Origin of the sequence: Streptomyces sp. NPDC048142 (assembly GCF_043202835.1) — a bacterium.
GTDB lineage: Bacteria > Actinomycetota > Actinomycetes > Streptomycetales > Streptomycetaceae > Streptomyces.
In genome coordinates this window covers 371280-396668 of the sequence record NZ_JBIDBC010000001.1, presented here as the reverse complement: position 1 = coordinate 396668, position 25389 = coordinate 371280, and the positions used below count along the sequence as shown (strand labels likewise).

The following is a 25389-nucleotide window of genomic DNA, read 5'->3' as shown; positions in this document are numbered from 1 at the left end:
CGGAACTGAGGTCCGGCGAGGACTGGGCGGCGGTGTCGCAGCGGGTCAGCCGAGGGCCTTCTCGACCTCCCGGGCGACCTCGGCGGCGCGGGCCGGGGGCAGGGGTCCGCCGTCGGTCCCGGTGACGTAGAAGGCGTCCACGGCGTTGGCGCCGAGGGTGGAGACATGGGCGCTCCGCACCCGTACCGCACTCCGTTCCAGGGCCCGGCCGATCCGGTGCAGCAGGCCCGGGGCGTCCTGGGCGCGGACCTCGATGACGGTGGCACGGCGGGAGCCCGCGGCGGCCACGGTCACCCGGGGCGGCGGGGCTTTCACGCCGCGCCGGCGCGGGTAGGCGGCCTCGCGCTCGGCGAGGCGGGCGCGGATGTCCAGGGAGCCGTCGAGGGCGCGTACGAGGTCGGCGCGGAGGCGGGCGGCCTGCGGGAGGGACCCGTACTCTGCGGAGACCCGCCAGCTGAGCAGCAGCAGGTCCGCCCGCTCCCCCAGCTCGTTGGGCAGCTCCACCGCGCGCAGGTCGGCGGCGCGGACGGTGAGGCGGTGCAGGGCGAGGACTCCGGCGGCGGCGGGCAGGACGCCGGGACGGTCGGGCAGGGCGATGAGGAGTTCGACGCCGACGGGTTCCACTTCGCCGTCGCCGGCGGGCTCCTCGGGCTGGGTGTGCAGGGCGAGGACGGGTTCGCCGGTGCGCAGGGCCTCGATGGCGAGGCGTTCGTGCTCGGCGCCGGTCGCGGCCTCCTCGGGCTCTTCGGGGAACTCTCCGGCGAGGACGGCGGCGACGCGTTTGACCAGGTCCGTGACGAGAGAGGCGCGCCAGGAGCTCCAGGCTGCGGGGCCGGTGGCGAGCGCGTCGGCCTCGGTGAGGGCGTGCAGCAGCTCCAGGGTGGAGGTGGTGGAGACGGCGGCGGCGACCGACCGCACGGTGGCGGGATCGTCCAGGTCGCGCCGGGTGGCGGTCTCGACGAGCAGCAGATGGTGGCGTACGAGGGTGGCGATGACGCCCACGTCGTGCTTGTCGAAGCCGATGCGGGTGGCCATGTCCCGGGCGATGACCTCGCCGGCCACGGAGTGGTCGCCGGGCCAGCCCTTGCCGATGTCGTGGAGCAGGGCGGCGACCAGGAGGAGGTCGGGGCGGTGGACGCGGCGGGTGAGGGAGGCGGCGCGGACGGCGGTCTGAACGAGGTGCCGGTCGACGGTCCAGGTGTGCACGGCGTTGCGCTGGGGGCGGCAGTGGACGCGTTCCCAGTCGGGCAGCAGCCGGGTGATGATCCCTTCCGCTTCGAGCGCCTCCCAGACGCCGACGGTGGCCTCCCCCGCGCCGAGCAGCGTGACGAGTTCCTCGCGGGCCTCGGGGGGCCAGGGAACCGGCAGCGGCCGGGCGGTGGCGGCCAGGTGGCGGACGAGGTGGCGGGAGAGCGGGAGTCCGGCCTCGGCGGCGGCAGCGGCGGCGCGCAGGGTGAGGACCGGGTCGCGTTCGGGGCGGGCGGCGCGGGCGAGGACCACTTCGCCGTCCGCGTCCACCACACCGTCGGCGAGCGGGGTGCGCTCGGGGGCGGGCCTGGCGGAGCCTCGGCCGCCGCTGAGCATGGCGCGGAGCCGGGGGCGGACCGAGCGGGCGCGCAGCACCCGGTTGACCTCGCGCCAGGTGACGTCGGTGGCGTACGAGACGGTGCGGGCGGCCTCGTAGACCTTGCGCAGCAGTACGTCGGCGTCGAGCAGGCCGAGGGCCTCGGCGACCTGGTCCTGTTCCTGGAGGGCCAGCCGGTCGGTGGCGCGCCCGGTGGTGAGGTGGAGGGCGTCGCGGGCGTCGAGGAGGACCCCGCGGGCCTCGGCGAGTCCTTCGCGGGGGGCGTCGGCGACCCAGGACGCGGCCACCGCGCGCAGGGCGGTGACGTCGCGGAGGCCGCCTCGGGCCTCCTTGAGGTCGGGTTCCAGGAGGAACTGGAGCTCGCCCGTCCGTTCCGCGCGTTCCTGGCAGAGCTCATGGAGGGCGGGGAGGCGTTTGGGGGCCTGGTTGCGCCAGTCCGCGAGGATCGTGGTGCGCAGGGAGGCGACGAGGCCGACGTCGCCGGCGACCGGGCGGGCGTCCAGCAGGCCGAGCTGGACCTTGAGGTCCTCGCCCGCCGTTCTCCGGGCCTCACCGGGGGTGCGTACGGAGTGGTCGAGGGCCAGGCCCAGGTCCCAGACCGGGTACCAGATGCCGTCGGCGAGGGCGGCGAGGGCCGCCGCGTCGGCGCTGCCGTCGTGCAGGAGGAGCAGGTCGAGGTCGCTGCGTGGGGAGAGCTCGCCGCGGCCGTAGCCGCCGACGGCGACGAGGGCGGCGCCGCGCACCCCGGCGTGTGCCGCGGCGGCGGTGAACAGGCCGGTGAGCCAGTCGTCTGTGAGGTGGGCGAGGGCCGCACGGCGCGGCGGCCCGGACCGCGCCTCCTGCTGGAGGAGGCGCAGCCGGGCCGCCGCGTAGCCGCTGGGTCCCGAGCCTTCGGTTTCGGTGGTCACTTCGGTACGCGTCACCCAGCTGCCTTCCGTTTGCGGGCCGTCGGTCAGAGGGCGTCCGGGCCGCGCTCGCCGGTCCGTACGCGGACGGCGGTCTCGACCGGAATGCTCCAGACCTTGCCGTCCCCGATCTTGCCGGTGCGGGCGGCCTTGACGACGACCTCGATGAGCTGTTCGGCGTCCTCGTCCTCGACGAGGACCTCGATGCGGATCTTGGGCACCAGGTCGACGGTGTACTCGGCGCCCCGGTAGACCTCGGTGTGGCCGCGCTGGCGCCCGTAACCGCTGGCTTCGGTGACGGTGAGCCCCTGGACGCCGAAGGCCTGGAGGGCCTCCTTGATCTCGTCCAGCCGGTGGGGCTTCACGACCGCGGTGATGAGCTTCATGCGTCCACCTTCTTTGTCTTCGGTGCTGCCGTCGGGTCCGTCGCGGGGGCGGTGGTGCGGGAGACCGTGCCGCCGCCGGCGCCGCTGAAGTCGTAGGCCGTCTCCGCGTGCTCGACCTGGTCGATGCCGGAGATCTCGTCGTCCTCGGAGACCCGCATCCCGATGGTCTTGTGGAGCAGCAGGGCGATGAGGCCGGAGACGAGCAGAGAGTACGCGAGGACCGCGACGACGCCGACGACCTGCTTGCCGAGCTGTTCGACACCGCCGCCGTAGAAGAGGCCCTTGGCGTCGGACTGGACACCGCCGGTGGCGAAGAAGCCGACCAGGACGGAACCGATGATGCCGCCGACGAGGTGGACGCCGACGACGTCCAGGGAGTCGTCGTAGCCGAACTTGTACTTCAGGCCGACCGCCATGGCGCACAGGACACCGGCGATGGCGCCGATCGCGATGGCGCCGAGCGGGCTGACGGAGCCACCCGCGGGGGTGATGGCGACGAGGCCCGCGACCGCGCCGGAGGCGGCGCCGAGCGTGGTGAAGGAGCCGTGGCGGAGCTTCTCGTAGATCAGCCAGCCGAGGACGGCTGCGGCGGTGGCGACCTGGGTGTTCAGGAACATGACCGCGCCGACGCCGTCGTCGTTGCCGAGCCAGGATCCGGCGTTGAAGCCGAACCAGCCGAACCACAGGAGGGCCGCGCCGAGCATGACGAGCGGCAGGCTGTGCGGCCGCATCGGGTCCTTCTTGAAGCCGACGCGCTTGCCGATGACGAAGATCACGCCGAGGGCCGCGGCACCGGCGTTGATGTGGACGGCCGTGCCGCCGGCGAAGTCGATGACGCCCATCTCGAAGAGCCAGCCGCCCGAACCCCAGACCCAGTGGGCGACGGGGAAGTAGACGACGCTGACCCACAGGACGATGAACAGCGCCCACGCGGTGAACTTCACGCGGTCGGCGAGCGCGCCGCTGATCAGGGCCGGGGTGAGGACGGCGAACATCAACTGGAAGGCGGCGAAGACGTACACCGGGATGGTGGTGCCGTCCCACAGCTCGTTGAGTCCGATGCCGCTCAGGCCCAGGTAGTCGGAGTTCCATCCGACGACCGAGCCGATGTCGGAGCCGAAGGCGAGGCTGAATCCGTAGAGCACCCACAGGATCGTGACGATCCCGAGGCTGATGAAGCTCATCATCAGCATGTTGAGGGTGCTCTTGACGCGGACCATGCCTCCGTAGAAGAAGGCCAGGCCGGGGGTCATGAGCATCACCAGGGCCGTGCAGATGAGCATGAACCCGGTGTTGGCGGCAGACAGCTCAGGGGCGTCTGCGGCAAGCGTCGTGATGCCTGGGGGCATCGGCGTCTCCTCGTCGTCGGTGCGGCCGCGGCGTGCGGGGGAATGCTGCGGAACCACTGGAAGGTGCGGGCCGGTCGGAGGGCGTCCGCCGGACACCCCCTGTGCGCCATGAGATTGGCCGAGCACCGTTTCCGGGGATGCCGCACGATGTTTCGCGAGCGTGACGAACAGGGATCGCGTGTTACGGCCGAATGAATCCGGGGTGGCGCGCCCGGTGCCCTGGCCAGGGCCTCTCGCTTGGATCAGGCCGGGTCAGGGAGCGGGGTCCGGTGCGTGCGATCGCAAGGCGGAGGGTCGCCCCGATACTGGATGTATCGGGGTGATCCCGACAACGCGGCGAGCGTGCGTGCCAGGCGTCGCCGAGCAGGCGGGACTTTCGATACAGGCCCTAGTGCCGCGCAGGCCGCATACGGTGCGGTTGAAACGCCCAAGGGCCGGAAGAACACGAAACCGGCCACGGCACCCCTCCGTGTGACCAGGCAATGGGGGAGCCGAGTCGGGCTGTACGGAAGGGGTGCCGCGGCCGGGGCCGGGGGGCCGGTCAGACCGCTTCGGCGGTCTCCGGCAGCTGTTCGTGGAGCAGCTCGGTGAGCCGGGCGACGTCGGCGACATCACCGAAGTCCCTGGCAGCGGTGTCGACGGTCTTGCGCAGGCGGGTGTTCACCCGCTCGGAGCGGACCTTCTTGGCGATCTTCAGGGCGCGGGTGGCGAGCACGGTGGACTCCTCGGGCTCGCGCTGGAGGAGGTGGACGGTGGCCATGCCGATGAGGTTGAGCGCGTAGGAACGCTGGTGCTCGTCGTCCTCGCCGAACAGCTCGACGGCCTTGTCCATGACGGGCTGGGCGAGCGAGGCGTAGGTGGGACTGCGGCCGGCGACATAGGCCAGGTCGCGGTAGGAGTGGGCGTTCTCCCCGTTCAGCTCGGCCTCGGAGAAGAAGCGGATCCAGTCGGGCTCGGGCTCGCCGTCGAGACCGGCGTCCAGGAAGGTGTCCTCGGCCATCCGGACGGCCCGCTTGCACTTGCTGGGCTGGCCCATGTTGGCGTAGGCGCGGGCCTCCATCGCATACAGCATGGCCTGCGTACGGGAGGTGGCGCAGTCGCGGCTGCCGTACTGCGCGAGGTGGATCAGCTCCAGGGCGTCGTCGGGGCGGCCCAGGTGGATCATCTGGCGGCTCATGCTGGACAGGATGTAGCTGCCGAGCGGCTTGTCCCCGGCCTCCTTGGCGGCGTGCAGGGCGAGCACGAAGTACTTCTGGGCGGTGGGCTGGAGGCCGACGTCGTAGCTCATCCAGCCCGCCAGCTCGGCCAGTTCGGCGGCGCAGCGGAAGAGCCGCTGGGCGGTGGGTCCCGGCTGGGGCTCCTGGAGCAGGTCGGTGACCTCGTGCAGCTGCCCGACGACGGCCTTGCGGCGCAGTCCGCCGCCGCACTGGGCGTCCCACTGCCGGAACATGGCGGTGGTCGACTCCAGCAGGTCCAGCTCGGGCCGGGAGAGCCTGGAGGGGCGGTGGGCGGTGGCCGCGGACTCCGGCTCACCGGGGTCCTGGGTGGGAACGGGCACCAGCCAGCGCTGCATCGGCTCGATGAGGGCGGGCCCGGCGGCCAGTGCCAGCGAGCTGCCGAGGAATCCGCGCCGGGCGAGCATCAGGTCGCTGCGGGAGAACTCGCTGAGCAGGGCGACGGTCTGGGGGCCGGCCCAGGGCAGGTCGACACCGGCCACCGAGGGTGACTGGTGGGCGGTGCGCAGCCCGAGCTGCTCGACGGCCACGACGGTGCCGAAGCGCTCAGAGAACAGCTCGGAGAGGATGCGCGGGATCGGCTCCCGCGGCTGCTCCCCGTCGAGCCAGCGCCGCACCCGGGAGGTGTCGGTACTGATGTGGTGGGCGCCCATCTGCCGCGCTCGCCGGTTCACCTGGCGTGCCAGCTCGCCCTTGGACCAGCCACTGCGCACGAACCATGACCCCAACTGCCCGTTGGGGCGCTTTCCGGCATCCGTGTCGCCTGCGCCGCTGCCACTCACTGGAACGCCCCCATTTCCGCTGAAACCTCATCGCGCGAACCATTATCAGAATGCCGTGCATCGGTGCTGTCCGTACGGGAGTTGAACACCATCGAACAGGGAATCGGGTTGCCTGCGGCATACCCGTGGGTGCAGATACTCCCAGGGTTCGCGTACCGACGGTAATCCTACGATCACCCCTCCCGCGAGGAGGATTGAGAAAACGCCACCATTCGCCACCCCTTCGAATGAACCCGACTGCCGCCGGGCGCGCTTGACTTGAGCGATCAGGACCGAGGGCGAGCGGACGGAAGCACTCGGGGGGGGCGCGCACACCGTGTCGCACTCCCTTTCGCGCTACCGCGCACGCCACTCGATCGAGTTGCGGCGACGGAGGGTTACCCGAGCAGCGCGGGTCGTAACCACCGACGAGTCGGACCCGTTGGAGGGGGCATGGGCTTCACGATCGGCGGCATCCGGGAGATGCGATCCGGTGCGCGGCGACGTCACCGCGGCACCGAGGGCACGGCGGTGGCCGAGTACACAGGGCTGTGGGGCTGGGCGGTGACGCCCGGGGCGCGGGCCGAGGCCGGCTCCTGCTCGTGCGGCGATGCGGCCTGCCCGGCGCCGGGAGCCCACCCGCTGGGCTTCGCCCGGGAGGTCCCGGCGGGCACCGGCCTGGACCGGGCGTCGGACGCCTGGGCCGAGACGCCGGGAGCGGCGATGCTGCTGCCGGTGGGCCGCTCCTTCGACGTCCTGGAGGTCGCGGAGCAGGCTGGGCGGCGCGCCCTGGTGCGGATGGAGCGGATGGGGCTGCCGTCGGGGCCGGTCGCGGTGACGCCGACCGGGCGGGCACAGTTCCTCGTCGCCCCCGGGGCCGCCGCCGGGCTGCCCGAGCTGCTCTACCGGATGGGCTGGGACGACGCGGCCCTCGACCTGCGCGCTCTCGGCCCGGGGACGCACATCACCGCCCCGCCCTGCGACCTCGGCGGCCTCGGCCCGGTCCGCTGGCTGCGGCCCCCGGCGCTGGACACGGCGGCCGCTCCCCCGCAGGCGCGGCTGCTGCTGGGGACGCTGGCGTACATCTGCCACCGCTCGTAAGGCCGGCGGGCACGGAAACGGCGGACGGGCGGCGCGCTCCTCGTGGGAGCCGCCGCCCGTCCGCCGTACGGGGCGTGCCGGGTTCGGATACGTGGGTCAGTCGCCGATCAGGGCGTCCACGAAGGCGCCCGGCTCGAACGGGGCGAGGTCGTCCGCCCCCTCACCGAGGCCGATCAGCTTCACCGGTACGCCCAGCTCGCGCTGGACCGCGATGACGATGCCGCCCTTGGCGGTGCCGTCGAGCTTGGTGAGGACGATGCCGGTGATGTCCACGACCTCCGCGAACACCCGGGCCTGGACGAGGCCGTTCTGTCCGGTGGTGGCGTCCAGGACCAGCAGGATCTCGTCCAGCGGGCCATGCTTCTCCACGACGCGCTTGACCTTGCCCAGCTCGTCCATGAGGCCGGTCTTGGTGTGCAGCCGGCCCGCGGTGTCGATGAGGACGACGTCCGCACCCTCGGCGATGCCTTCCTTGACCGCGTCGTAGGCGATCGACGCCGGGTCGCCGCCCTCGGGCCCGCGGACCGTGCGGGCGCCGACGCGCTCGCCCCAGGTCTGGAGCTGGTCGGCGGCGGCGGCGCGGAAGGTGTCGGCCGCGCCGAGCACCACGCTGCGGCCGTCGGCGACGAGCACCCGGGCCAGCTTGCCGGTGGTGGTGGTCTTGCCGGTGCCGTTGACGCCGACGACCATGACGACGCCCGGGGTCTCGGCGCCGCCCTCGGTCCTGACCTCGCGGTCGAAGTCCGGGCCGAGCAGGGTGATCAGCTCTTCGCGGAGCAGGGTGCGCAGGTCCTCGGGGGTGCGGGTGCCGAGCACCCGGACGCGCTCGCGGAGCCGCTCGACCAGTTCCTGGGTGGGGGCGACGCCGACGTCGGCGGTGAGGAGGGTGTCCTCGATCTCCTCCCAGGTGTCCTCGTCGAGGTTGTCCCGGGAGAGCAGGGTGAGGAGCCCCTTGCCCAGCGAGTTCTGCGAGCGGGCGAGCCGGGCCCGCAGCCGGACGAGCCGGCCGGCGGTGGGCTCGGGGACCTCCAGCGCGGGCGGCGCTGGGGCCTCGGCGACCGGGGCCTCCTCCACGGGCGCGGTGACGTCCGGGAGGCCGACTTCGTCGATGGTGCGCCGCGCTTCGTCGCGCGGCGTCTCGGCCTCCTCGCCGACCTGCGGTTCGGCGGGAGGAGTGATGGTCGGCGTGCTCGGCGGCGGGGGCGGCAGCTTCTTCTTGCGGCTGCCGACCACGAGCCCGCCGACCAGGCCGACAGCGACCAGGGCGATGACTACAGCGAGGATGACGATTTCGACGAGTTCCATAACCCGTCCAGTATCGGCCACGGCCGTGCCGCGGGCGCTGCCCCGGCTGGCCCTCGGCGATCCGACGGACCCATATGCACCTTTTGGCGGCAATGCGCATACCAACCTCTACACTTCTGACGCCCAGTCAGCTACGGTGCCGCCGCCCGCCCTGTGCGCACTGCCTGCCCTGTCCGCACTGCCCGCCCTGTCTGCGCCGCCCCGCTCCGACCGCCCCGCCCGCCCGTCCGTCCGTCCGGCGAAGGGACGCCCCTGATGGCCTTCACAGTGGTCCGGTTCAATCTCGTCGATCCCGAAGCCGAACCCGTATCGCTCTCGGCCCGCTATCGCGCCGCCCTGGAGATGTCGGCGTACGCGGACGAGCACGGCGTCGACACCGTGCAGACCGAGGAGCACCACGGGGTGGCGAACTCCTGGCTGCCCTCCCCGTTCGCTTTCGCCGGAGCGGTCCTCGGCGCCACCCGCCGGATCACGGTGACCCTCTCGGCGGTCATCGGGCCGCTGCACGATCCGCTGCGGCTCGCGGAGGACATCGCGGTGCTGGACCTGCTGAGCGCGGGCCGTCTGGTGACGGTCGCGGGGATCGGCTACCGCCCCGAGGAGTACGAGCGGGCCGGGGTCGAGTGGGGGCGGCGCGGCCGGCTCCAGGACGAGCTGCTGGAGACGCTGCTGGCGGCGTGGACCGGGGAGCCGTTCGCGTACCGGGGCCGTACGGTACGCGTCACCCCGCGCCCGTACACGCGGCCGCACCCGCTGCTGCTGGTCGGCGGCAGCTCGCGGGCGGCGGCGCGGCGGGCGGCCCGGCTGGGGCTGCCGCTGTTCCCGAGCGCGCATCTGCCGGAGCTGGAGGCGTACTACCACGAGCAGCGCGCGGAGCACGGGACCGAGGGTTTCTGCGTGATGCCCGCGGAGCGCACACCGCTGCTGCACGTCTCCGAGGACCCGGAGCGGACCTGGGCGCTGTACGGCGAGCACCTGCTGCACGAGGCGCGGACGTACGCCTCCTGGCAGTCAAAGGACATCCGCTCGGCGGTGCGCTCGGCGGCGGTGACGGTGGCGGAGCTGCGCGAGGAGGGGGTGTATCGGATCGTCACGCCGGGTGACCTCAAGGCGCTTCGGGCGCAGAGCCTGGTGCTGCATCCGCTGTGCGGCGGGATGCCGGTGGAGGAGGGATGGCGCAGCCTGCGGCTGTTCTGCGAGGCCCTGGAAAGGCCGGCTGCCCCGGCTCGGTGAGCCGGGGCAGCGCGGTTCGATCGAGGAGAGGGGCAGCGGGGACAGGGGGCGTCCGGTCGGCTGGGCCGGATCAGGGAGCGGGGTCCGGTGCGTGCAGCTGCAAGGCGGAGGATTGAGTCAACGCGGAGCATTGGTGATTGACGACAACGCCGCAGATGCGCGTGCCGGGGCACGCGAGCCCGGCCCAGCCGACCGGGCGCCCCCTCAGCCCATCTCCTCCAACGCCTTGCCCTTGGTCTCCTTCACGAACTTGAGCACGAAGGGGATCGAGAGCACGGCGAAGCAGGTGTAGATCATGTACGTGCCCGACAGGTTCCAGTCGGCCAGGCTCGGGAAACTCGCGGTGATGGACCAGTTGGCGATCCACTGCGCGGAGGCGGCGACGCCCAGTGCGGCGGCCCGGATCCGGTTCGGGAACATCTCGCCCAGGAAGACCCAGACGACGACACCCCACGACAGGGCGAAGAAGAGCACGAACGTGTGCGCGGCGATCAGTGCGACGACGCCCTGGGTGCTGGGGAGTTTGCCGTCGACCAGGTCGTAGGAGAAGGCCCACGCCTCGACGGCGAGCGCGATGGCCATGCCGGTGGATCCGACCAGCACCAGCGGCCTGCGGCCCACCCGGTCGACCAGCACCATCGCGATCACCGTACCGATGATGTTGATGATCGACGTGGTGAACGAATAGAAGAAGGAGTCGCTGGGGTTGACGCCGACGGACTGCCACAGTGTCGCCGAGTAGTAGAACGCCACGTTGATGCCGACGAGCTGCTGGAAGAGGGACAGGCCGATGCCCACCCAGACGATCGGCAGGAAGCCGAAGCGGCTGCCGAGCAGGTCCCTGAAGGAGGACTTGTGCTCGCGGTGCATGGCGGTCTCGATCTCGGCGACGCGGGCGTCGAGATCGACGTTCTTGCCTTCGACCTCCTCCAGGATCTTCCGCGCGCGGCCCTTCTTGCCGACCGAGATGAGGAAGCGGGGGGACTCGGGGATGGCGAAGGAGAGCAGCCCGTACAGGACGGCCGGGACGACCTCCACACCGAGCATCCACTGCCAGGCCTCCAGGCCCAGGATCTCGCCGCGCTGGTCGCCGTCGGCGATCTGGAGGATGGCGTAGTTGACCAGCTGGGAGACGGCGATGCCGATGACGATCGCGGCCTGCTGGAAGGAGCCGAGCCGGCCGCGGTAGGCGGACGGGGAGACCTCGGCGATGTAGGCCGGGCCGATCACGGAGGCCATGCCGATGGCGAAGCCGCCGATGACGCGCCACATCGCCAGGTCCCAGAGCGAGAACGGCAGCGCGGAGCCCACCGCGCTGACCGTGAAGAGCACCGAGGCGATCTGCATGCAGCGGATGCGGCCGATCCGGTCCGCGATCCGTCCGGCGGTCGCGGCGCCGATCGCACAGCCGATCAGCGCGATGGCGATGACCTGGGCGAGCGTCCCGGAGCCGACGTCGTACCGGTCCCGGATCGCCTCGACGGCCCCGTTGATGACGGAACTGTCGTACCCGAAGAGGAAGCCGCCCATCGCGGCGGCCGCGGTGATGAAGATGACATGGCTGAGGTGATCCGGATGGGCCGCTCGGGCTCCGGACGCCGGTCCGTTCGCTGCGCTGGTCACGTGAACTCCTGATGCCTGGCCGCAAGTCAGACGTGGGGATGAGCCTTCTCAGTGGGGCACGGCATGCGGCCCGCCACCACTTGAAGGCGAAATCGACTTTGCAAAGGTTATGTGTTCAAGAAGCGAATCAAAACAGCGGGGGTCATCCCTGAGCAGCCAGAAGCCCGGAAGCCCAGGAACCAGGTACGAGGTATCCGGAAGCCAAGGAGCGGACAGGAGGTGCGTTGAACTTCCGATGATTCGGTCAGGAGTCAGCGCAGCCGCTGGCTGATGACCTTCGAGACCCCGTCGCCCTGCATGGACACGCCGTACAGCACGTCGGCGACCTCCATCGTCCGCTTCTGGTGCGTGATCACGATCAGCTGGGAGCTCTCCTGGAGCTCCGCCATGATCCGGATCAGCCGCTGCAGATTGGTGTCGTCGAGCGCGGCCTCGACCTCGTCCATCACGTAGAACGGACTGGGCCGGGCCTTGAAGATCGAGACCAGCAGCGCCACCGCCGTCAGGGACCGCTCGCCGCCCGACAGCAGGGAGAGCCGCTTCACCTTCTTGCCCGGCGGGCGCGCCTCGACGTCCACTCCGGTGGCGAGCATGTTGTCCGGGTCGGTCAGGATCAGCCGCCCCTCGCCGCCGGGGAAGAGCCGCGAGAAGACGCCCTCGAACTCACGGGCGGTGTCCCGGTAGGCCTCCGTGAAGACCTGCTCGACCCGCTCGTCGACCTCCTTGATCACCTGGAGCAGATCGGCCCGGGTCTTCTTCAGGTCTTCAAGCTGCTCGGACAGGAACTTGTGCCGTTCCTCCAGCGCCGAGAACTCCTCCAGGGCGAGAGGATTCACCTTCCCGAGTTGCTGGTACGCCCGTTCGGCCGACCGCAGCCGCTTCTCCTGCTCCGGTCGCAGATACTCCCTCGGCCGGTTACGGGGGTGCTCCGGGTCCTGCGGCATCTCCTCGCCCTCCGCGGCGGGCGACGGCGGCACGAGCTGGTCCGGTCCGTAGTCGGAGACCAGACCCGCGGGCTCCACACCCAGCTCCTCCAGGGCCTTCGTCTCCAGCTGCTCGATCCGCAGCCGCTTCTCCGCGCCCAGCACCTCGCCCCGGTGGACCGAGTCGGTGAGCTTGTCCAGCTCCCCCTTCAGCGCCCGGCCCCGGTCACGCTCGACGGCCAGCTCGCGCTCCCGCTCGCCCTTCGCCGCCTCGGCCGACGTCCGCTCCCGGTCGGCCCGTACGAGGGACACCTCGACGTGCGCCAGCAGCTGACGGGCCCCCGAGGCGACGGCGGAGGCGACTTCGGTCTCGTACCGCAGCCGGGCCCTGCGCTGTGCGGCACGGGCGCGCGCCTCCCGCTCGGCGCGGGCGGCCCGGTCCAGCGAATCGGCGCGCCCGGCCAGCGCCTTGACCCGCTCCTCGTGCGTACGGGCCTGGAGCCGGGCCTCCATCTCGGTCTGGCGGGCGTTGGCCCCGTCGGCGGCGAGCCGGTCCCGCCGGGACGTGTCGGGCTCCTCCTCGGCCGGGGCCTCCTCGGCGACCAGCAGCTGTTCGGCCAGCTCCTCGGCCTCCTCCGTCGCCCGCTCCAGGGCCTCCTGGGCGCGGGCGGCGGACGCGGTCATACGCTCGGCCTCGCCCGCCGCGCCCCGGGCCTGCCCGGCGAGCCGGCCGAGCTGCTGGGCGAAGCCGGACTTCTCCCGCTCGGCCGCCCGGCGGCGCTCCCCCAGCTCCTCGACGAGGGCGGTCCGCTCCGTGCGTCGCTCCCCCGCCAGCCGCTGGGCCTCGGCGAGCTCCTCGCACCGTACGGCGAGGTCGGCCAGCTCGGCGGCGGCCTCGTCGACGGAGGCCCGCACCTCCAGGAGGCTGGGCGCCCCGGCCGACCCGCCATGCGCGAAGTGGGCGCAGAGCACGTCCCCTTCACCGGTCACCGCGGTCAGCCCGGGGTGCGCGGCGACGACTTCCTCGGCGTCCTCCAGGGTCCCGACGACCACCATGTCCTGTACGAGGCGGCGTACGGCCCCGACCAGCGCGGCGGGCCCGCGCACCAGGTCGGCGACGGCGGGCGCGGCGAGGGCGGTGGTCGTCCCGGCACGGCCGTTCGGGAGTGCGGTGGCGTCCGGGCCGCCGTGCCGCGCGGCCGGCTGGGGTTCCGCGCCGCTGTGGGCGGCACCCTGTGCGGGCAGCGCGGCGGGCGGGGGATGCGCGGCCTCTTCCCGTACGTGTGCCTGCTCCCCGGGCTGCTCCGGTACGTGGTGGGGCCGGGCCTCCGCGGCGGCTGCGGCACCTGCGGGGTCCGGGCCGAGGGCTGCGACACCTGCGGGATCTGGGCCGACGGCTGCCGAGCCCGTGGGATCCGGACCGACGGCTGCGGCATCTGCGGGGTCCGCGCCGACGGCTGCCGAGCCCGCGGGGTCCGCGCCCAGCAGCATCACCGCGCGCCCCGCGTCCCGTTCGCGCAGCAGCCGGATCGCGTCGGCGGCTGTGGCCGGGTCCGTGACGGCCACCGCGTCCGCCGCCGTGCCGAGGGCGGCCGCGACCGGGATCTCGTATCCTGGCTCGACGGTCAGCAGGTCGGTGGCCGGGCCGAGGAGTCCGGCCAGCCGGTCCCGGGCCCCGAGCAGCACGCCCGTGCCGTCCTTGCGGCGCAGCCCCAGGGCCAGCGCCTCGTGCCGGGCCGCCACCGCCGCCCGCCTCCGATCGGCGGCGGTCGCCTCCTCGCGTGCCGCGCTGTGGGCGGACCGGTCCTCGGCGAGGGCCTCCTTGGCGGCCTCGTGGCGGGCGGCCAGCTCCTCGTCGGCGCCGTCCGGTCCTTCGACCTCGGCCTTGAGCTGCTCGTACTCCTTCTGGGCGGTCACCGCGCGCTCCTGCGCCGCGTCGCGCGAGGCCGCCAGCCGGTCGATCTCCGCCTGTGCGGAAGCGGCCCGGCTGCGGGCCGCGTTGACCTGCCCGTTCAGCCGGGCCAGCCCCTCGCGCCGGTCCGCGATGGCACGGGCGGCGTCCTTGAGCCGGCGCTCCTCGGCGGCCAGCTCACGTTCCAGGTCGGCGCGGTGGGCGACGGTGTCCTCCAGCGCGTGTTCGGCCGCCTCCAGGGCCGCCGCCAGCTCCGCCTCCTGCTCGCGGATCCGGGCGGCCTCGCGCTCCAGGTCCTCGGGGTCGCGGCCCCGGTGCTCCTCGGCGGGCGCCCCGGAGGCGCTGCGGACCCGGGCGTCGGCCAGCGAGATCGTGCCGCGGACCCGCTCGGCCAGCTGCGACAGCTCGTACCAGGTCTGCTGGGCGCGCTGGAGCCGGGGCGCGAGCCGGCGCACCTCGCCCTCCAGCCCGGCCTCCCGGGCGAGCGCCGCACTCAGCTCGGCCTCGGCCGCGTCCTTGCGCTTCTTCAGCTCCGCCTCGTCGGCGATCTCGTCGCGCAGCGCGTCCCGCAGGGTCACCAGGTCGTCCGCGAGGAGCCGGAGCCGGGCGTCGCGCAGGTCGGCCTGGATGACGGCGGCCCGGCGGGCGACGGCGGCCTGCCGGCCGAGCGGTTTGAGCTGACGGCGCAGTTCGTCGGTGAGGTCCTGGACGCGGGCCAGGTTGGCGCCCATCGCGTCCAGCTTCCGCAGCGCCTTCTCCTTGCGCTTGCGGTGCTTGAGCACGCCCGCGGCCTCCTCGATGAAGGCCCGGCGGCCCATCGGGTCGGCGTGCAGTACGGAGTCCAGCCGGCCCTGGCCGACGATGACGTGCATCTCGCGGCCGATGCCGGAGTCGGAGAGGAGTTCCTGGATGTCGAGCAGCCGGCAGGTGTCGCCATTGATCTGGTATTCGCTGCCGCCGTTGCGGAACATGATCCGAGTGATCGTCACTTCGGCGTACTCGATGGGCAACGCGCCGTCGGAATTGTCGATGGTCAGCGACACTTCGGCGCGGCCGAGCGGGGGCCGCCCGGTCGTCCCGGCGAAGATCACGTCTTCCATCTTGCCGCCGCGCAGGGATTTGGCGCCCTGTTCCCCCATGACCCAGGAGAGCGCGTCCACCACATTGGATTTGCCGGATCCATTGGGACCGACCACGCAGGTGATCCCCGGTTCGAACCGCAGGGTGGTGGCGGACGCGAACGATTTGAAACCACGCAGGGTCAGGGCCTTGAGGTGCACGCCGCCGGACTCTACCTTTCGCTCTCGGTTTCGCTGATGAAGGTGCAGGGCACATCAGACGTTAAGCGAACGCCGGTGGGTCCGGGGTGAGGGCCGCCCGGTCCGGGGCGGGGGCCGGGCAAAGAAAAAAGGGACGCCGAAGCGTCCCTGTGAATCTTGCTGGTGCATCTGTGAACTGCTGGTGCACTGGTGCGTCTGTGAACTGCCGGTGCATCTGTGAATCCAGCTGCGGTTCTGCGCGGTGCATCCTGCGGTCCTGCGCGGTGCATCGCTGAACGACCGGACAACGACGTCCCCGGTGCTGTGGGACCCCGGTTGTTCGGGACGGCGATCTGTGACGCAGGACGTATCAGAGGTGTTCCGAGGCTACTGAGCGTGCCCGGCCCGACCGGCCCGAAGGGCCATCACGGTCAGGTCAGCGCAGGCTCGCCCTGGGGTACGTCGATGTCGATGCTGTCGAGCAGCGACTCTTGGTGCTGGGCGGCGGCGTTGAGCGCGTCGTTCTCGTCCTGGATCCGGTTGAGCTCGGATTCCAGGTCCTGGACGCGCTGCTGGAGCCGTCGCATCTCGGCGAGGAGTCGCGGGTCGGAACCGCCGACGTAACCGAGAAGCGCCTTTGCCATGATGGATGGTCCTCCACAATGAGTGACCGACCGATGCGGTGTGGGTCGTCAGGGGATCGCACCCGCGGTGCTCGGCAGGGCTCTGTCACCACTGCGGTTCTGCTGCTAATCAGCTCTACCGAACAGCTAAGGTGCGCGGGGTTTTCAGCGTCTCACCAAAAAGTTTGACGGTCAACACGATCACACGCTGTGTACCCGGGTGTCCCGGGGGCGCGCGGCCGGACGATCATGCGGCGCGACTCTCCTGCGGGACCCCGAGGGGCATGCGGATCTTCGTCAATGCCGCAGCCTTGCACGACATCCCGCATCTGGCAACCATCGGCCGCGCCGGGTCCCGTCGCAGGTCATTTCGGGTGCGGGGGCCGGGCCGGCGCCCCGGTGACCGTTCGGCGCGCGGCGTTGACCGAGCGGATCCGAGGGGCCGCGCGGGGCGGGATCAGCGGATGGCGAATCCGTCGTATCCACCGCGCGGGGTGTCCCAGATCTCAGTGACTCCGTCCACGCGCCCGGGAGTGTCGTCGGACCGCAGCCAGTCCAGCAGACGGTGGCAATTCTCACGTGGCCCCTCGGCCACGATCTGCACCCTGCCGTCGTCGAGATTGAGGGCGAAGCCGATGAGACCGCCGATCTCCAAAGCATTTGCCCTGGTGAACCAGCGAAAGCCTACTTGCTGTACTCGGCCGCGTACCCAGACGACAAGGCGCACTTCTTCGTTCATGCCCGAACGCTAACCGGCCAATTGCTCTCGAAGCACGTCGCCCCCTTTCGCCCATGGGCTACAGTCCCGTCGCAACAGCCTCACTCGATCGGGTGAGTATCGGACGGATGACGGGTGTCGGCTGAAAAGTCGATCAAGCGGCATCTGCTTCGCGTGCGACCGAATTCGATCAACGGACAACGGGGCAGTCGAGTGACGTCGCAACGGCGTCCGGAGCATCAGGAAGGCACAGCGCATGGGACGCCACCGACGATCCGCCGCAGGCCCCGCCGCTGAAGAACCCGCGGCCGGGGCCGATTCCCGACGCCGGGGCACACGCCGGAAGAAGTCCGCCGTGCCCGTCCGCACCGGGCTTCTCGGCATCTCGGCGGCCGTGGCCGTCGGCGCGGTCGCCGTCGCCTCGGGTCTGCTCCCCGGCGGGGGCACCGCCACCTCCGGCGACTCCACCGCCGCCGGCCAGGTCCGCTCCGGCGGTGCTCCGGACCTGCTGACGCAGGGCGGCAGCTCCACCGCACCGGCCGACCGGTCCTCCTCCCCCACCAGCCGGGGCGGCGAGCGCCCCGAGGCGCCGGGCAAGACCCCGTCGAAGACGCCGTCCAAGTCGTCGTCCAAGACACCCTCGGCCTCGCCCTCGAAGCCGGCCGAGCCCTCCACGCCGAAGTCGAAGAAGCCGGCCGCCGCCCCGTCCAAGAAGTCGAAGGCGCCCACCTCCACGCCGGAGAAGAGCAGCGCCCCGGAGAAGAGCACCGCGCCGGCGAGCAGGGCCCCTGCGCCGCCGAAGACCTCCGCGGCCCCGCCGCCCAGCAAGAAGCCGAGCCCGTCCCCCACCGCCACCGCACGCACCGAGGTGCTGGCGCTGGTGAACGAGGAGCGCGCGAAGGTCGGCTGCTCCCCGCTGACCACCAGCGCTCCGCTGACCTCGCTCGCGCAGAACTTCAGCGAGGACATGGCGGCCCGCGGCTTCTTCGACCACACGGACCCGGACGGCGACACTCCCTGGGACCGGGCCGCGCAGGCCGGTGTGCAGGGGCTCGGCGCGGAGAACATCGCCCGCGGCCAGGCGGACGCCCAGGCCGTCATGACGGCCTGGATGAACAGCGAGGGCCACCGGGCGAACATTCTCAACTGCGACTACAAGACCATCGGCATCGGCGTCCACGAGGGCTCCGGCGGTCCGTGGTGGGTCCAGAACTTCGGTTTCTGACCGAGCGGCGCCGGACCGCCTTCCGGACCGTCCCCCGTACGCCCACTTACTCCCGCACAGCGCTCCCTCGGGGTGAGCACTGTGCGGGAGTAAGCTTTTGGTATGAACAGCGATACGGACCGCCTCGCGTTCGACGTCTTCTCCCGGCAGTGCCCCTCGCGCTCGACGCTGGAACACGTCACCGGGCGCTGGGGCGGCCTGACGCTGGGCGCGCTGTACGAGGAGAGCCTCCGGTTCAACGAGCTGCGCCGCCGGGTCGACGGGGTCAGCGAGAAGATGCTCTCCCAGACCCTGCACGCGCTGGAGCGGGACGGGCTCGTCCTGCGGGAGGCCCAGCCGGTCAACCCGCCGCGGGTGGATTACGAACTCACTCCGTTCGGCCGCGAGGTCACGGAGAAGCTCCTCGGGCTGATCCAGCTCGTGGAGGGGCGGATGGGCGACGTGCTCTCCGCCCGTGCGCGTTACGACGAGGCGCGCGGCGGCCGCTGACAGCGCGGGCAGTAGTAGCTGGAGCGGTTCATCCAGGCGCGGCGGCGCATCGGAGTGCCGCACCGGTGGCAGGGTTCGCCCTCCCGGCCGTAGGCGTCGAGCGACCGGTCGAAGTAGCCGGACTAGAACAGTATCTGACGTTCATGTTGGCTACTCTTGGATCATGACCCGAGTTGCCGCATACCTCCGCGTTTCTAAGTCCGATGGCCTCGACGGCGAGTCCAACACAATTGAGACACAGAGGCGGCGCATCAAGGCGCTGTGCGAGGCCCGCGGCTGGCTCTACGCGGTCGAGTACATCGACGACGGCCAGAGCGCGACCAAGAAGCGCGGCGAAGGTACTGCCTGGTACACGATGCTATCCCGGGTCGGCACCGGCGAGTTCGATGTGATCGCGGCTCTCGACCTCGACCGCATGCTGCGGACGATGCAGGACCTTGCGACGCTGTTGGAGCTGAAGGCGAAGGTCGCGACCGCCGACGGCGAGATCGATCTGACGACCGCTGACGGAGAGTTCCGGGCGACGATGCTCATGGCGGTCGCTCGCTTCGAGATTCGACGTAAGACGGAACGTCTGGAGCGGGCCAACGAGACGCGGCGGCTCAAGGGTCAGCCGATCCTCACCGGTGGCAAGATACTGGGCTACACCTCCGATGGCATGCATCAAGTACCCGATGAAGCCAAGGCGGTGAAGAAGGCCTTCGAGGACTTCCTGGCGGGCGTGAAGATCACTCACGTCGCGCGCAACCTCACCGAGGCGGGATTCACCACGGCGCGGGGCCGACCATGGGGCAACGAGAACATCAGGCACCTGTTCCGTCAAACGCGGTACAAGGGCGTCCTCTCGAAGTGGGAGGCCGACGAGACGAAGCGCGCAGCCGGCAAGAGGCTCTCGGACGACGAATACCCCGGCGACTTCGAGGCCATTGTCTCGGCAGACGTGTGGGAGGCCGCGCAGATGAAGCTCGATGATCCGTCACGCCGGCGGTCGTGGGGTACCTCGCCGCGTTATCTGCTGACGGGGGCGGCGCTGTGTGGGAGGTGCGACGACGGCACGAAGGTCTACACGAGCTACTACCAGCGGACGCCGTATACCGGGAAGGATGGCATAGCGCGCACGTTCGAGGCTAGGCGTCTCTTGGCCTGCCTGACACACAAGCACTTGAGTCGCAACGCCGTGCCAGTGGAGGAGTTCGTTGAGGATCGGATCGTCTGGCGGCTGAGCCAGCCTGACGCCCGCGAGCTGTTCACCCCTCCGGGCGATCCGGGGATTGACCGCGAGGCGTTGCGAGTGGAGCGGGTCGCTGTTCAGGAGCGATTCGACGGCCTGGCGGAACTGGCGGCTGACGGCGTTCTCAGCTTTGACAAGGTCCGCGAGCAGTCGGCTCGACTTCGTGGTCGTCTCAACGAGATCGACGGCCTGCTTGCGCCTCAGCCGTCAAACCCTGGCCTTGAGGTGGTAGAGGCTCCAGACGTGGCTGCGGCCTGGGAAGCGCTGGACATCGAGCTCAAACGGATCATCCTGCAGGTGTTGATGACAGTGACGATCCTGCCGTCCCGGAGTGGCGCCAAGGGCTTCGACTCGTCACTAATCCGTATCGACTGGCATTCGTGAGTCCATTTGAAAGGACCCTTGATAGATCAGTCGAGTCGTGTAGAGTGGCGTTCAGGCCAACACTCCGAACGGGTATGGATGATGCACCGAAAGGCTTTGGCGCACAGAAGAGGATGAGGCCCCGACTGTTACCGCCCGCTTGATCTAGTCGGCAAGCAATCTGCTACTCGGGGGGGGTTGTCTGCCGTGTCTGAGCTGGACGTCGAAGCTGCCGCTGCGCGGCGCAATCGCAGCACCCAGGCCGCTTGCTCTCGAATCTCGGCCGGTTCGGTCTCTCACGAGGCCCACATCCGCGCAATCGAGAAGGCTGCGCCGAAGCTCAGCGAGGCGCAGAAGGCTCGCATTGCCATCGCGCTCCGAAGCGGTGGTGTCGTGCGAGCACCGAGGGCAACGGTCAACTGATCGTTCGCGAGATCACCATGGTCTGCGTTATTTCTTAGTGGGAAGTTGCGCAGGCCGGTAGGGCGGCGGCGCAGATGCGGTCCTCGGCCCGGGCCCCCTGCCGGTGGCGCAGTTCGAGGGCGGTGATCGCCCCGTCCGCCGTGTTGGTGGCGAAGCATGTCAACCGCATGCCGTCGGTGTGGGCGAAGCGCAACTGGGCGCTGGGGTGCGGCCTCTCCTTGCGCACGATCAGCCGCAGCCCGTTCGGCCAGCCGGTCAGGCAGCCGCCGGCGAGTTCGGCGACCCAGGCGCCCCTACGCTCCGGAGTCACGTCCTGATGGTTCCGTGACCCGGGGTACACGATGAACAAAGATTGTGGCGTGGTCCTCCCCACATTTCCTGGGGAGGACCACGCCACACTCCGGTTCGCAGGTGATCAGTCGCGTACCCCGAAGCCGACGGCACCGGACTTCACTGTGCCGATGAACGTGATGTAGGTGGACCGGGGCAGGGTCAGGGTCGGACCGCCCATCTCCTTGGAGTCGCGGATGCCGACCTGTGCCTGCCGGACTGCGACCTCGACGCAGTTGCCGCCACCTTGGTCGCTGTATGACGACTTGAACCACGACCCTTCCGGCGCGAACTCGGTGGAGGGAACGGGCTTCGTGTGATCAGTCATTTCCACAGTTTCTCTTCGAGTTCCATCAGGAATGACGGCGTCTGGGAGGGCCCCGGTGCCGCCTTTACCATGGCATCGAACTGCCGCTGGTACTGCCCAACATCGGAGGGCTTCGACCACATGGTGATGGATCGGTAGCCGTCGCTCTGGACCACCGGGTCCAGCTCGTCGAACTCCAGCACCGTGAAGCAGAACCCCGCGCGGTAGGTGGACAGGTCATCGGGGATGATCTGCACCTCTACGTTGTCCTGCTCGCAGAGGCGAATGATCTCCGCATACTGGGCGCGCATCACCTCGGGGCTGCCGATCTTCGTGCGCAGTGTGCTTTCGGTCAAGATGATGTGTACCTCTCGGCCGCCGTCCAGCAGGGTCTTGCGTTCCACGCGCGCCTGGACGCTGCGCTCGACCGCGTCGGTCGTCCGCTCCTCCACGATCTTGGCTGACCCCATGAGGGCGTTCGCGTACCGCTCGTCCTGGAGCAGGCCGTGCACCACGTTGTTCTCGAAACCCCGGATGCGCACAGACTCGCGTTCCAGGCCGAGGTACCGCGGCATCCCGGAGGGGAGCACGTTCCTGAAGGTCGTCAGAGGCTCGCTCTTGAGCGAATCACGCTGCATCTGGAGCAGGACGTCGCGGTCGCTGGGCTCTATGACGTCGTACTCGTCCATCAGAGCTTCGAGGTCCGCCAGCTTGGGCAGCGGAATCTCGCCGGCCTCCACTCGGCTGAGCTTCGACCGGGAGAAGCTGAGCCGAGTGGAGACCGCCTCGGCAGTGTAGGAGCCCACCTCGTCATCCGGCCCGGCCGTCTCCTCAATGCGCTCCTTCTTCCGCTCGCGCAGTTCACGCAGTTCCTTGCCGAGCATGACCCGCAGGTACGTCGGTCCCCGTCGTGCTGCCAACTGTCCCCTCGCTTCGGTGCGCTGTCCGCCAGATCGAAGCCCCTGTCCTCCAGAACGAGATGCCTGTCCGTCAGGAAGAAGGCTATGTCCAGAGTTTGGCATGGTCTGTCTCCTCTGCAACACCCCTTGTCCACTCAGTGGCACATGCCAGTTCGTACACGTACGGGGATTCCCTTGAATGTTAACTAGCGTGCGCATCAAGCTGATTGCGGAGGACACACCGGAGCCTGTCTCCGTCGGCCCCATGGGGGCGTGTGTCCCCGGATCCATACGCAGCCCGAGTCTGCATGAGGCCTGGCCGGGACCCTCGGGGACCGGACTGCGCTGACATCCCCATACTGCCCCCTGACGAGCCGAGGCCAGCAATGCGCCAGAGCATCACCACCCTCCACAAGAGCAGGGGCTGGATAGACCGGGAGCGTGACTTCCACGCACGGTTCCACCCCGACGAGATCCGCGTCGAGATGTACCCGCTGGTCCGGCTGATGAACGACCGCCGCGACGTGCTCGACCGGTGCCTGGCGCGCATTGCGGTGGCGGGGCGTGTCCCGCGAGTGTGCGTCTATTCGCTAGCGGCGCAGGGCTGCGAGCCCGCGCACTTCCGTAACGCGGCACGGGACTACACCCTTGCGAAGGGCTGGCAGTTCAGCACGCTTCAGATGTTCACGGACCGCTTCGGTGTGACCGATCCGCAACTGCGGCCCGGCTGGTCCGCCGTGCATCACCAGATCCGGGCCGGGTTCGCCGACGGGGTCGTAGCGCTCACGCACTCGGTCATCAGCCCGCACATGGACGAGTACGAACTCCAGCTCGACCTCATAGAGAAGCATGGCGGGTTCGTCGCGCTCGTGACCCCCGAGACCGCTGGGACGAAGTCGTGAGGCCGGGCCACCACGCGGCCCGCCGGGGACGCCCAATGAGCCCTGCCACAGCCGTCGCACCGACTGCTGCGAAATTGCTGCCGCAGACGTCGCGCGCCTTCGATGTGACCTTCGAGCCGGTCCCGATCTGCGTCGGCTGCACCCGCACTGCCTTCCGCGGCCACTGCATGTATGTGCGAGCCCTGGGCGCCCCTTGCACTTCGATGAAACGAGTGCACCCCATGGCCGCCCTTCACAGCCCGCAAACGCACGGAGGAGTGCGGTGACGTTCAACGCCGTCGGAGCCTGTTCCGCATTCGTGCTGGAGGTCACTACGTCACGACGGCCGTTCGCGGGCGTCCTTCCAGTAGTTCTGCAGCATGTCGGCGGGCCATGGCGGCTGGTGCACCGTTCCGCGGGGCAGCATCTCCTGGAAGACCGGCGTCAGGTCGACGATGGGAGTGCCGTCGTCCGCGTCCAGGTCCGTGACGCGCAGATCCCGTCCCTCTACTCCCAGCAGGCGCGGGTAGGAGATACCGATCCGGGCCGGCCGCCTGTGGTTGCGGTGGACAAGGCCACCGGTGGCCGGCCAGTCCGGGTTTCCGCGGGGACTCCGCGGTTCGAGCTCGATGTCGCTGTCCGATCCCAGGCTGAAGTACCAGACCACTTCCAGGTGGCTGAACTCCTCGATGCCCTGCAGGGCACTTTCCGGGATGCTCGGCACGACACGGATGACCGACTCGACTCCGCCCTTGTAGTCGTCAAGGCGACCGGTCTGGCCCCCTACGACCGTGGCGATCACGGGCACCTGGATGTACTGGTCGAACACGCTGCCCCTCTCCTGGACCTTCTCCTCCGGCGCCGACGCATGCGCGTTCCGCTCCGAGCTTTCTTACCGTACGGGTCACCTGTCTGCGAGGGCAGCACGTGCGCGCGTATCGAGGTCGGCGGCAGGGCCTCCGCCTCGACGGAGGACGGGACCGAGCGCACGGCGCATCTGCACCACGGTCTCTCGGGCTCGCCCGGACTGGACCCCGGTCATCGTGTCGAGTGCCTGATGCCACGTGGCGCAGGCCGCCTCGAGTTGCCCCTGCTGGACCTGCACCTCACCGAGGTATCCGAGGGTCACGGAGTGGGTCCGCTTGAACGGCGTTTGGCGGGTGCGGACGCTCCGCTTGAACTGCTGCTCGGCACCCTTCAGGTCGCCCATGTCCCGCAGCGCGGCAGCGGTCTCATGCGCGAGACTCGCCTCGCCGAAGAACCACACCCGGGCGGGCTCGTCGCCACCCTGGGAGGCGCGCGCCAGGTCGGACTCCGCGCGGTTGAGCGCCTCCGCGGCCTGCTTCTTGTAGCCAGCTGCGGCCAGTCCGCGGGCGTGGACGACGCCGAGGAGGGCCTTCTCCCTCCAGCAGGCTTCGGCGTAGCGGCGGCTGGAGAGAGAGTCCTCGGCGAGGCGTACGGCTTCTGCGGGCTGGTGCAGGTCCACGGCCTGGTGGGCCATGGCCCGCAGCACGTGCCCGGCGAGCGGCGCGTCGCCGGCCTCCTCGGCCAGCTGGGTCGCCAGGGTCAGCCACCGCAGCGCGATCGGGTGTTCCCCGGCGTCGAAGCTTGTCCAGCCCGCGAGGTAGGCGAGCTCGGCAGCGGCCGACGTCATGTCCCGGCGCAGACCGTCGGACGGGAAGCGTCCCCCCAGGAGTTCGGCGACGTCGGTGCGCAGGTAGGCGACCAGGGCTGCACGCCCTACGCCCCGGCCTCCGCGCTGCTGGTCCCGCCGGGACAGGAAGGCCGTCATCTCGCGCACGCTGGTGACGTCCTCGGCCGTGACTATGTGCTTCGACAGAGGCTTGCGAGTGCGGGCTCGGTCAGCAGCTTCCTGCCACCAGCTTTCGGAGGGCAGGGCCAGGCCGGCGACCGAGTAGGCCGACTGTGCCAGTACCTGGCGCCGAGCAATGTCCATGTCCGTGCTCCCGAGGGTCGCCAGCGTCGCGAGGGTATCGACGCTCCACGCCGGCGTCTGCGGGTCGGCGGCGTCGTCCGTTGCCAGCCCGATGTCGGTCAGCGTGATGGTGCGACCGAGGCCGCGGGAGAGCGTCTCGGCCAAGATATGCGCTGCGCGGCCTTCCGGTGTGGCGCCACCAATCCAGCGGGCGATGCGGGAGTGGTCGTAGCGCAGGAGTTCGGTGGCACCGTTCTCAGCGGCGACAGCCCGAAACCGTGCAGCGATTTGACGCTGCGACAGGCCCCATTCCTGGATGACGGCTTCCAGCCGGATGTTGCGTGTGCGCCCCATGGGTGTGCGCCCCTGTCCCCGAAACGATCTTGC

At 70.4% G+C, this 25389-nt stretch carries 19 protein-coding genes and 2 pseudogenes; 6 read left to right on the top strand and 15 right to left on the bottom strand.

The window, feature by feature from the left end; genetic code table 11:
• Positions 1 to 45: 45 nt before the first annotated feature.
• From ACGF2Y_RS01985 to ACGF2Y_RS01970, 4 genes are all read right to left on the bottom strand, one after another.
• Positions 46 to 2508 (bottom strand): [protein-PII] uridylyltransferase, encoded by a 2463-nt coding sequence (locus ACGF2Y_RS01985; protein WP_392942377.1) that lies wholly within the window; start codon positions 2506 to 2508, stop codon positions 46 to 48.
• 29 nt (positions 2509 to 2537) lie between these two features.
• A complete protein-coding gene (locus tag ACGF2Y_RS01980) occupies positions 2538 to 2876 on the bottom strand; it encodes a P-II family nitrogen regulator (RefSeq protein ID WP_392942376.1) in 339 nt (112 codons plus the stop codon).
• Positions 2873 to 4225, bottom strand: coding sequence for an ammonium transporter (locus ACGF2Y_RS01975; protein ID WP_392942374.1), 1353 nt, complete (start codon positions 4223 to 4225; stop codon positions 2873 to 2875). Before ACGF2Y_RS01975 ends, ACGF2Y_RS01980 begins: the two co-directional genes overlap by 4 nt.
• A gap of 541 nt (positions 4226 to 4766) precedes the next feature.
• A complete protein-coding gene (locus tag ACGF2Y_RS01970) occupies positions 4767 to 6242 on the bottom strand; it encodes a hypothetical protein (RefSeq protein ID WP_392942372.1) in 1476 nt (491 codons plus the stop codon).
• A 432-nt stretch (positions 6243 to 6674) separates the two neighbouring features.
• Between ACGF2Y_RS01970 and ACGF2Y_RS01965 the strand changes: the two genes are divergently transcribed.
• Positions 6675 to 7322 carry a bifunctional DNA primase/polymerase gene (locus ACGF2Y_RS01965; protein WP_392942370.1) on the top strand — a complete coding sequence of 216 codons (648 nt, stop codon included), beginning with the start codon at positions 6675 to 6677 and terminating at the stop codon, positions 7320 to 7322.
• 96 nt (positions 7323 to 7418) lie between these two features.
• On the opposite strand, the gene ftsY is transcribed toward ACGF2Y_RS01965, so the two are convergent.
• Positions 7419 to 8627: a signal recognition particle-docking protein FtsY gene (gene ftsY / locus ACGF2Y_RS01960; RefSeq protein WP_392942368.1), complete on the bottom strand. Its 1209-nt coding sequence runs from the start codon at positions 8625 to 8627 to the stop codon at positions 7419 to 7421.
• A 255-nt stretch (positions 8628 to 8882) separates the two neighbouring features.
• Here ftsY and ACGF2Y_RS01955 point away from each other — a divergent pair, with 255 nt between their 5' ends.
• A complete protein-coding gene (locus ACGF2Y_RS01955; RefSeq protein WP_392942367.1) occupies positions 8883 to 9860 on the top strand; it encodes an LLM class flavin-dependent oxidoreductase in 978 nt (325 codons plus the stop codon).
• A 204-nt stretch (positions 9861 to 10064) separates the two neighbouring features.
• On the opposite strand, the gene ACGF2Y_RS01950 is transcribed toward ACGF2Y_RS01955, so the two are convergent.
• From ACGF2Y_RS01950 to ACGF2Y_RS01935, 4 genes are all read right to left on the bottom strand, one after another.
• On the bottom strand, positions 10065 to 11483 hold the full coding sequence (locus ACGF2Y_RS01950; protein ID WP_392942366.1) for a sugar porter family MFS transporter: 1419 nt from the start codon (positions 11481 to 11483) through the stop codon (positions 10065 to 10067).
• A 251-nt stretch (positions 11484 to 11734) separates the two neighbouring features.
• On the bottom strand, positions 11735 to 15598 hold the full coding sequence (locus ACGF2Y_RS01945; RefSeq protein WP_392942365.1) for an AAA family ATPase: 3864 nt from the start codon (positions 15596 to 15598) through the stop codon (positions 11735 to 11737).
• A gap of 410 nt (positions 15599 to 16008) precedes the next feature.
• Positions 16009 to 16221, bottom strand: coding sequence for a hypothetical protein (locus tag ACGF2Y_RS01940; protein ID WP_003965973.1), 213 nt, complete (start codon positions 16219 to 16221; stop codon positions 16009 to 16011).
• Positions 16222 to 16657: 436 nt separating this feature from the next.
• Positions 16658 to 16939 (bottom strand): acylphosphatase, encoded by a 282-nt coding sequence (locus ACGF2Y_RS01935; RefSeq protein WP_392942363.1) that lies wholly within the window; start codon positions 16937 to 16939, stop codon positions 16658 to 16660.
• Between the two features lie 235 nt (positions 16940 to 17174).
• Here ACGF2Y_RS01935 and ACGF2Y_RS01930 point away from each other — a divergent pair, with 235 nt between their 5' ends.
• Together ACGF2Y_RS01930 and ACGF2Y_RS01925 are read left to right on the top strand one after the other, a co-directional pair.
• Positions 17175 to 18143, top strand: a complete 969-nt coding sequence (locus ACGF2Y_RS01930; RefSeq protein ID WP_392942361.1) for a CAP domain-containing protein — start codon at positions 17175 to 17177, stop codon at positions 18141 to 18143.
• A gap of 102 nt (positions 18144 to 18245) precedes the next feature.
• A complete protein-coding gene (locus ACGF2Y_RS01925; RefSeq protein WP_392942360.1) occupies positions 18246 to 18632 on the top strand; it encodes a winged helix-turn-helix transcriptional regulator in 387 nt (128 codons plus the stop codon).
• Here ACGF2Y_RS01925 and ACGF2Y_RS01920 read toward each other — a convergent pair.
• A pseudogene (locus tag ACGF2Y_RS01920) lies at positions 18605 to 18754 on the bottom strand (zinc finger domain-containing protein); the annotation flags it as partial. The gene ACGF2Y_RS01925 and the pseudogene ACGF2Y_RS01920 overlap by 28 nt on opposite strands.
• 41 nt (positions 18755 to 18795) lie before the next feature.
• On the opposite strand from ACGF2Y_RS01920, the gene ACGF2Y_RS01915 reads away from it, so the two are divergent.
• Positions 18796 to 20247, top strand: a complete 1452-nt coding sequence (locus ACGF2Y_RS01915; protein ID WP_392942358.1) for a recombinase family protein — start codon at positions 18796 to 18798, stop codon at positions 20245 to 20247.
• 431 nt (positions 20248 to 20678) lie between these two features.
• Here the strand turns inward: ACGF2Y_RS01915 and ACGF2Y_RS01910 are convergent.
• From ACGF2Y_RS01910 to ACGF2Y_RS01900, 3 genes and pseudogenes are all read right to left on the bottom strand, one after another.
• Positions 20679 to 20947, bottom strand: a pseudogene (locus ACGF2Y_RS01910) (IS1380 family transposase); the annotation flags it as partial.
• Between the two features lie 117 nt (positions 20948 to 21064).
• Positions 21065 to 21307 carry a DUF397 domain-containing protein gene (locus ACGF2Y_RS01905; protein ID WP_392942357.1) on the bottom strand — a complete coding sequence of 81 codons (243 nt, stop codon included), beginning with the start codon at positions 21305 to 21307 and terminating at the stop codon, positions 21065 to 21067.
• Positions 21304 to 22170, bottom strand: coding sequence for a helix-turn-helix domain-containing protein (locus ACGF2Y_RS01900; protein ID WP_392942355.1), 867 nt, complete (start codon positions 22168 to 22170; stop codon positions 21304 to 21306). The genes ACGF2Y_RS01905 and ACGF2Y_RS01900 overlap by 4 nt, the downstream gene beginning before the upstream one ends.
• Before the next feature lie 401 nt (positions 22171 to 22571).
• Here ACGF2Y_RS01900 and ACGF2Y_RS01895 point away from each other — a divergent pair, with 401 nt between their 5' ends.
• Positions 22572 to 23087 carry a hypothetical protein gene (locus tag ACGF2Y_RS01895; RefSeq protein WP_392942354.1) on the top strand — a complete coding sequence of 172 codons (516 nt, stop codon included), beginning with the start codon at positions 22572 to 22574 and terminating at the stop codon, positions 23085 to 23087.
• Between the two features lie 316 nt (positions 23088 to 23403).
• Here the strand turns inward: ACGF2Y_RS01895 and ACGF2Y_RS01890 are convergent, their stop codons facing one another.
• Both ACGF2Y_RS01890 and ACGF2Y_RS01885 read right to left on the bottom strand, forming a co-directional pair.
• Positions 23404 to 23895 (bottom strand): TrmO family methyltransferase, encoded by a 492-nt coding sequence (locus tag ACGF2Y_RS01890; protein WP_392942352.1) that lies wholly within the window; start codon positions 23893 to 23895, stop codon positions 23404 to 23406.
• Positions 23896 to 23970: 75 nt separating this feature from the next.
• The gene (locus ACGF2Y_RS01885; RefSeq protein ID WP_392942350.1) at positions 23971 to 25356 is read right to left on the bottom strand and encodes a Tat pathway signal protein; all 1386 of its coding nucleotides are present in this window, start codon (positions 25354 to 25356) and stop codon (positions 23971 to 23973) included.
• Positions 25357 to 25389: the final 33 nt, after the last annotated feature.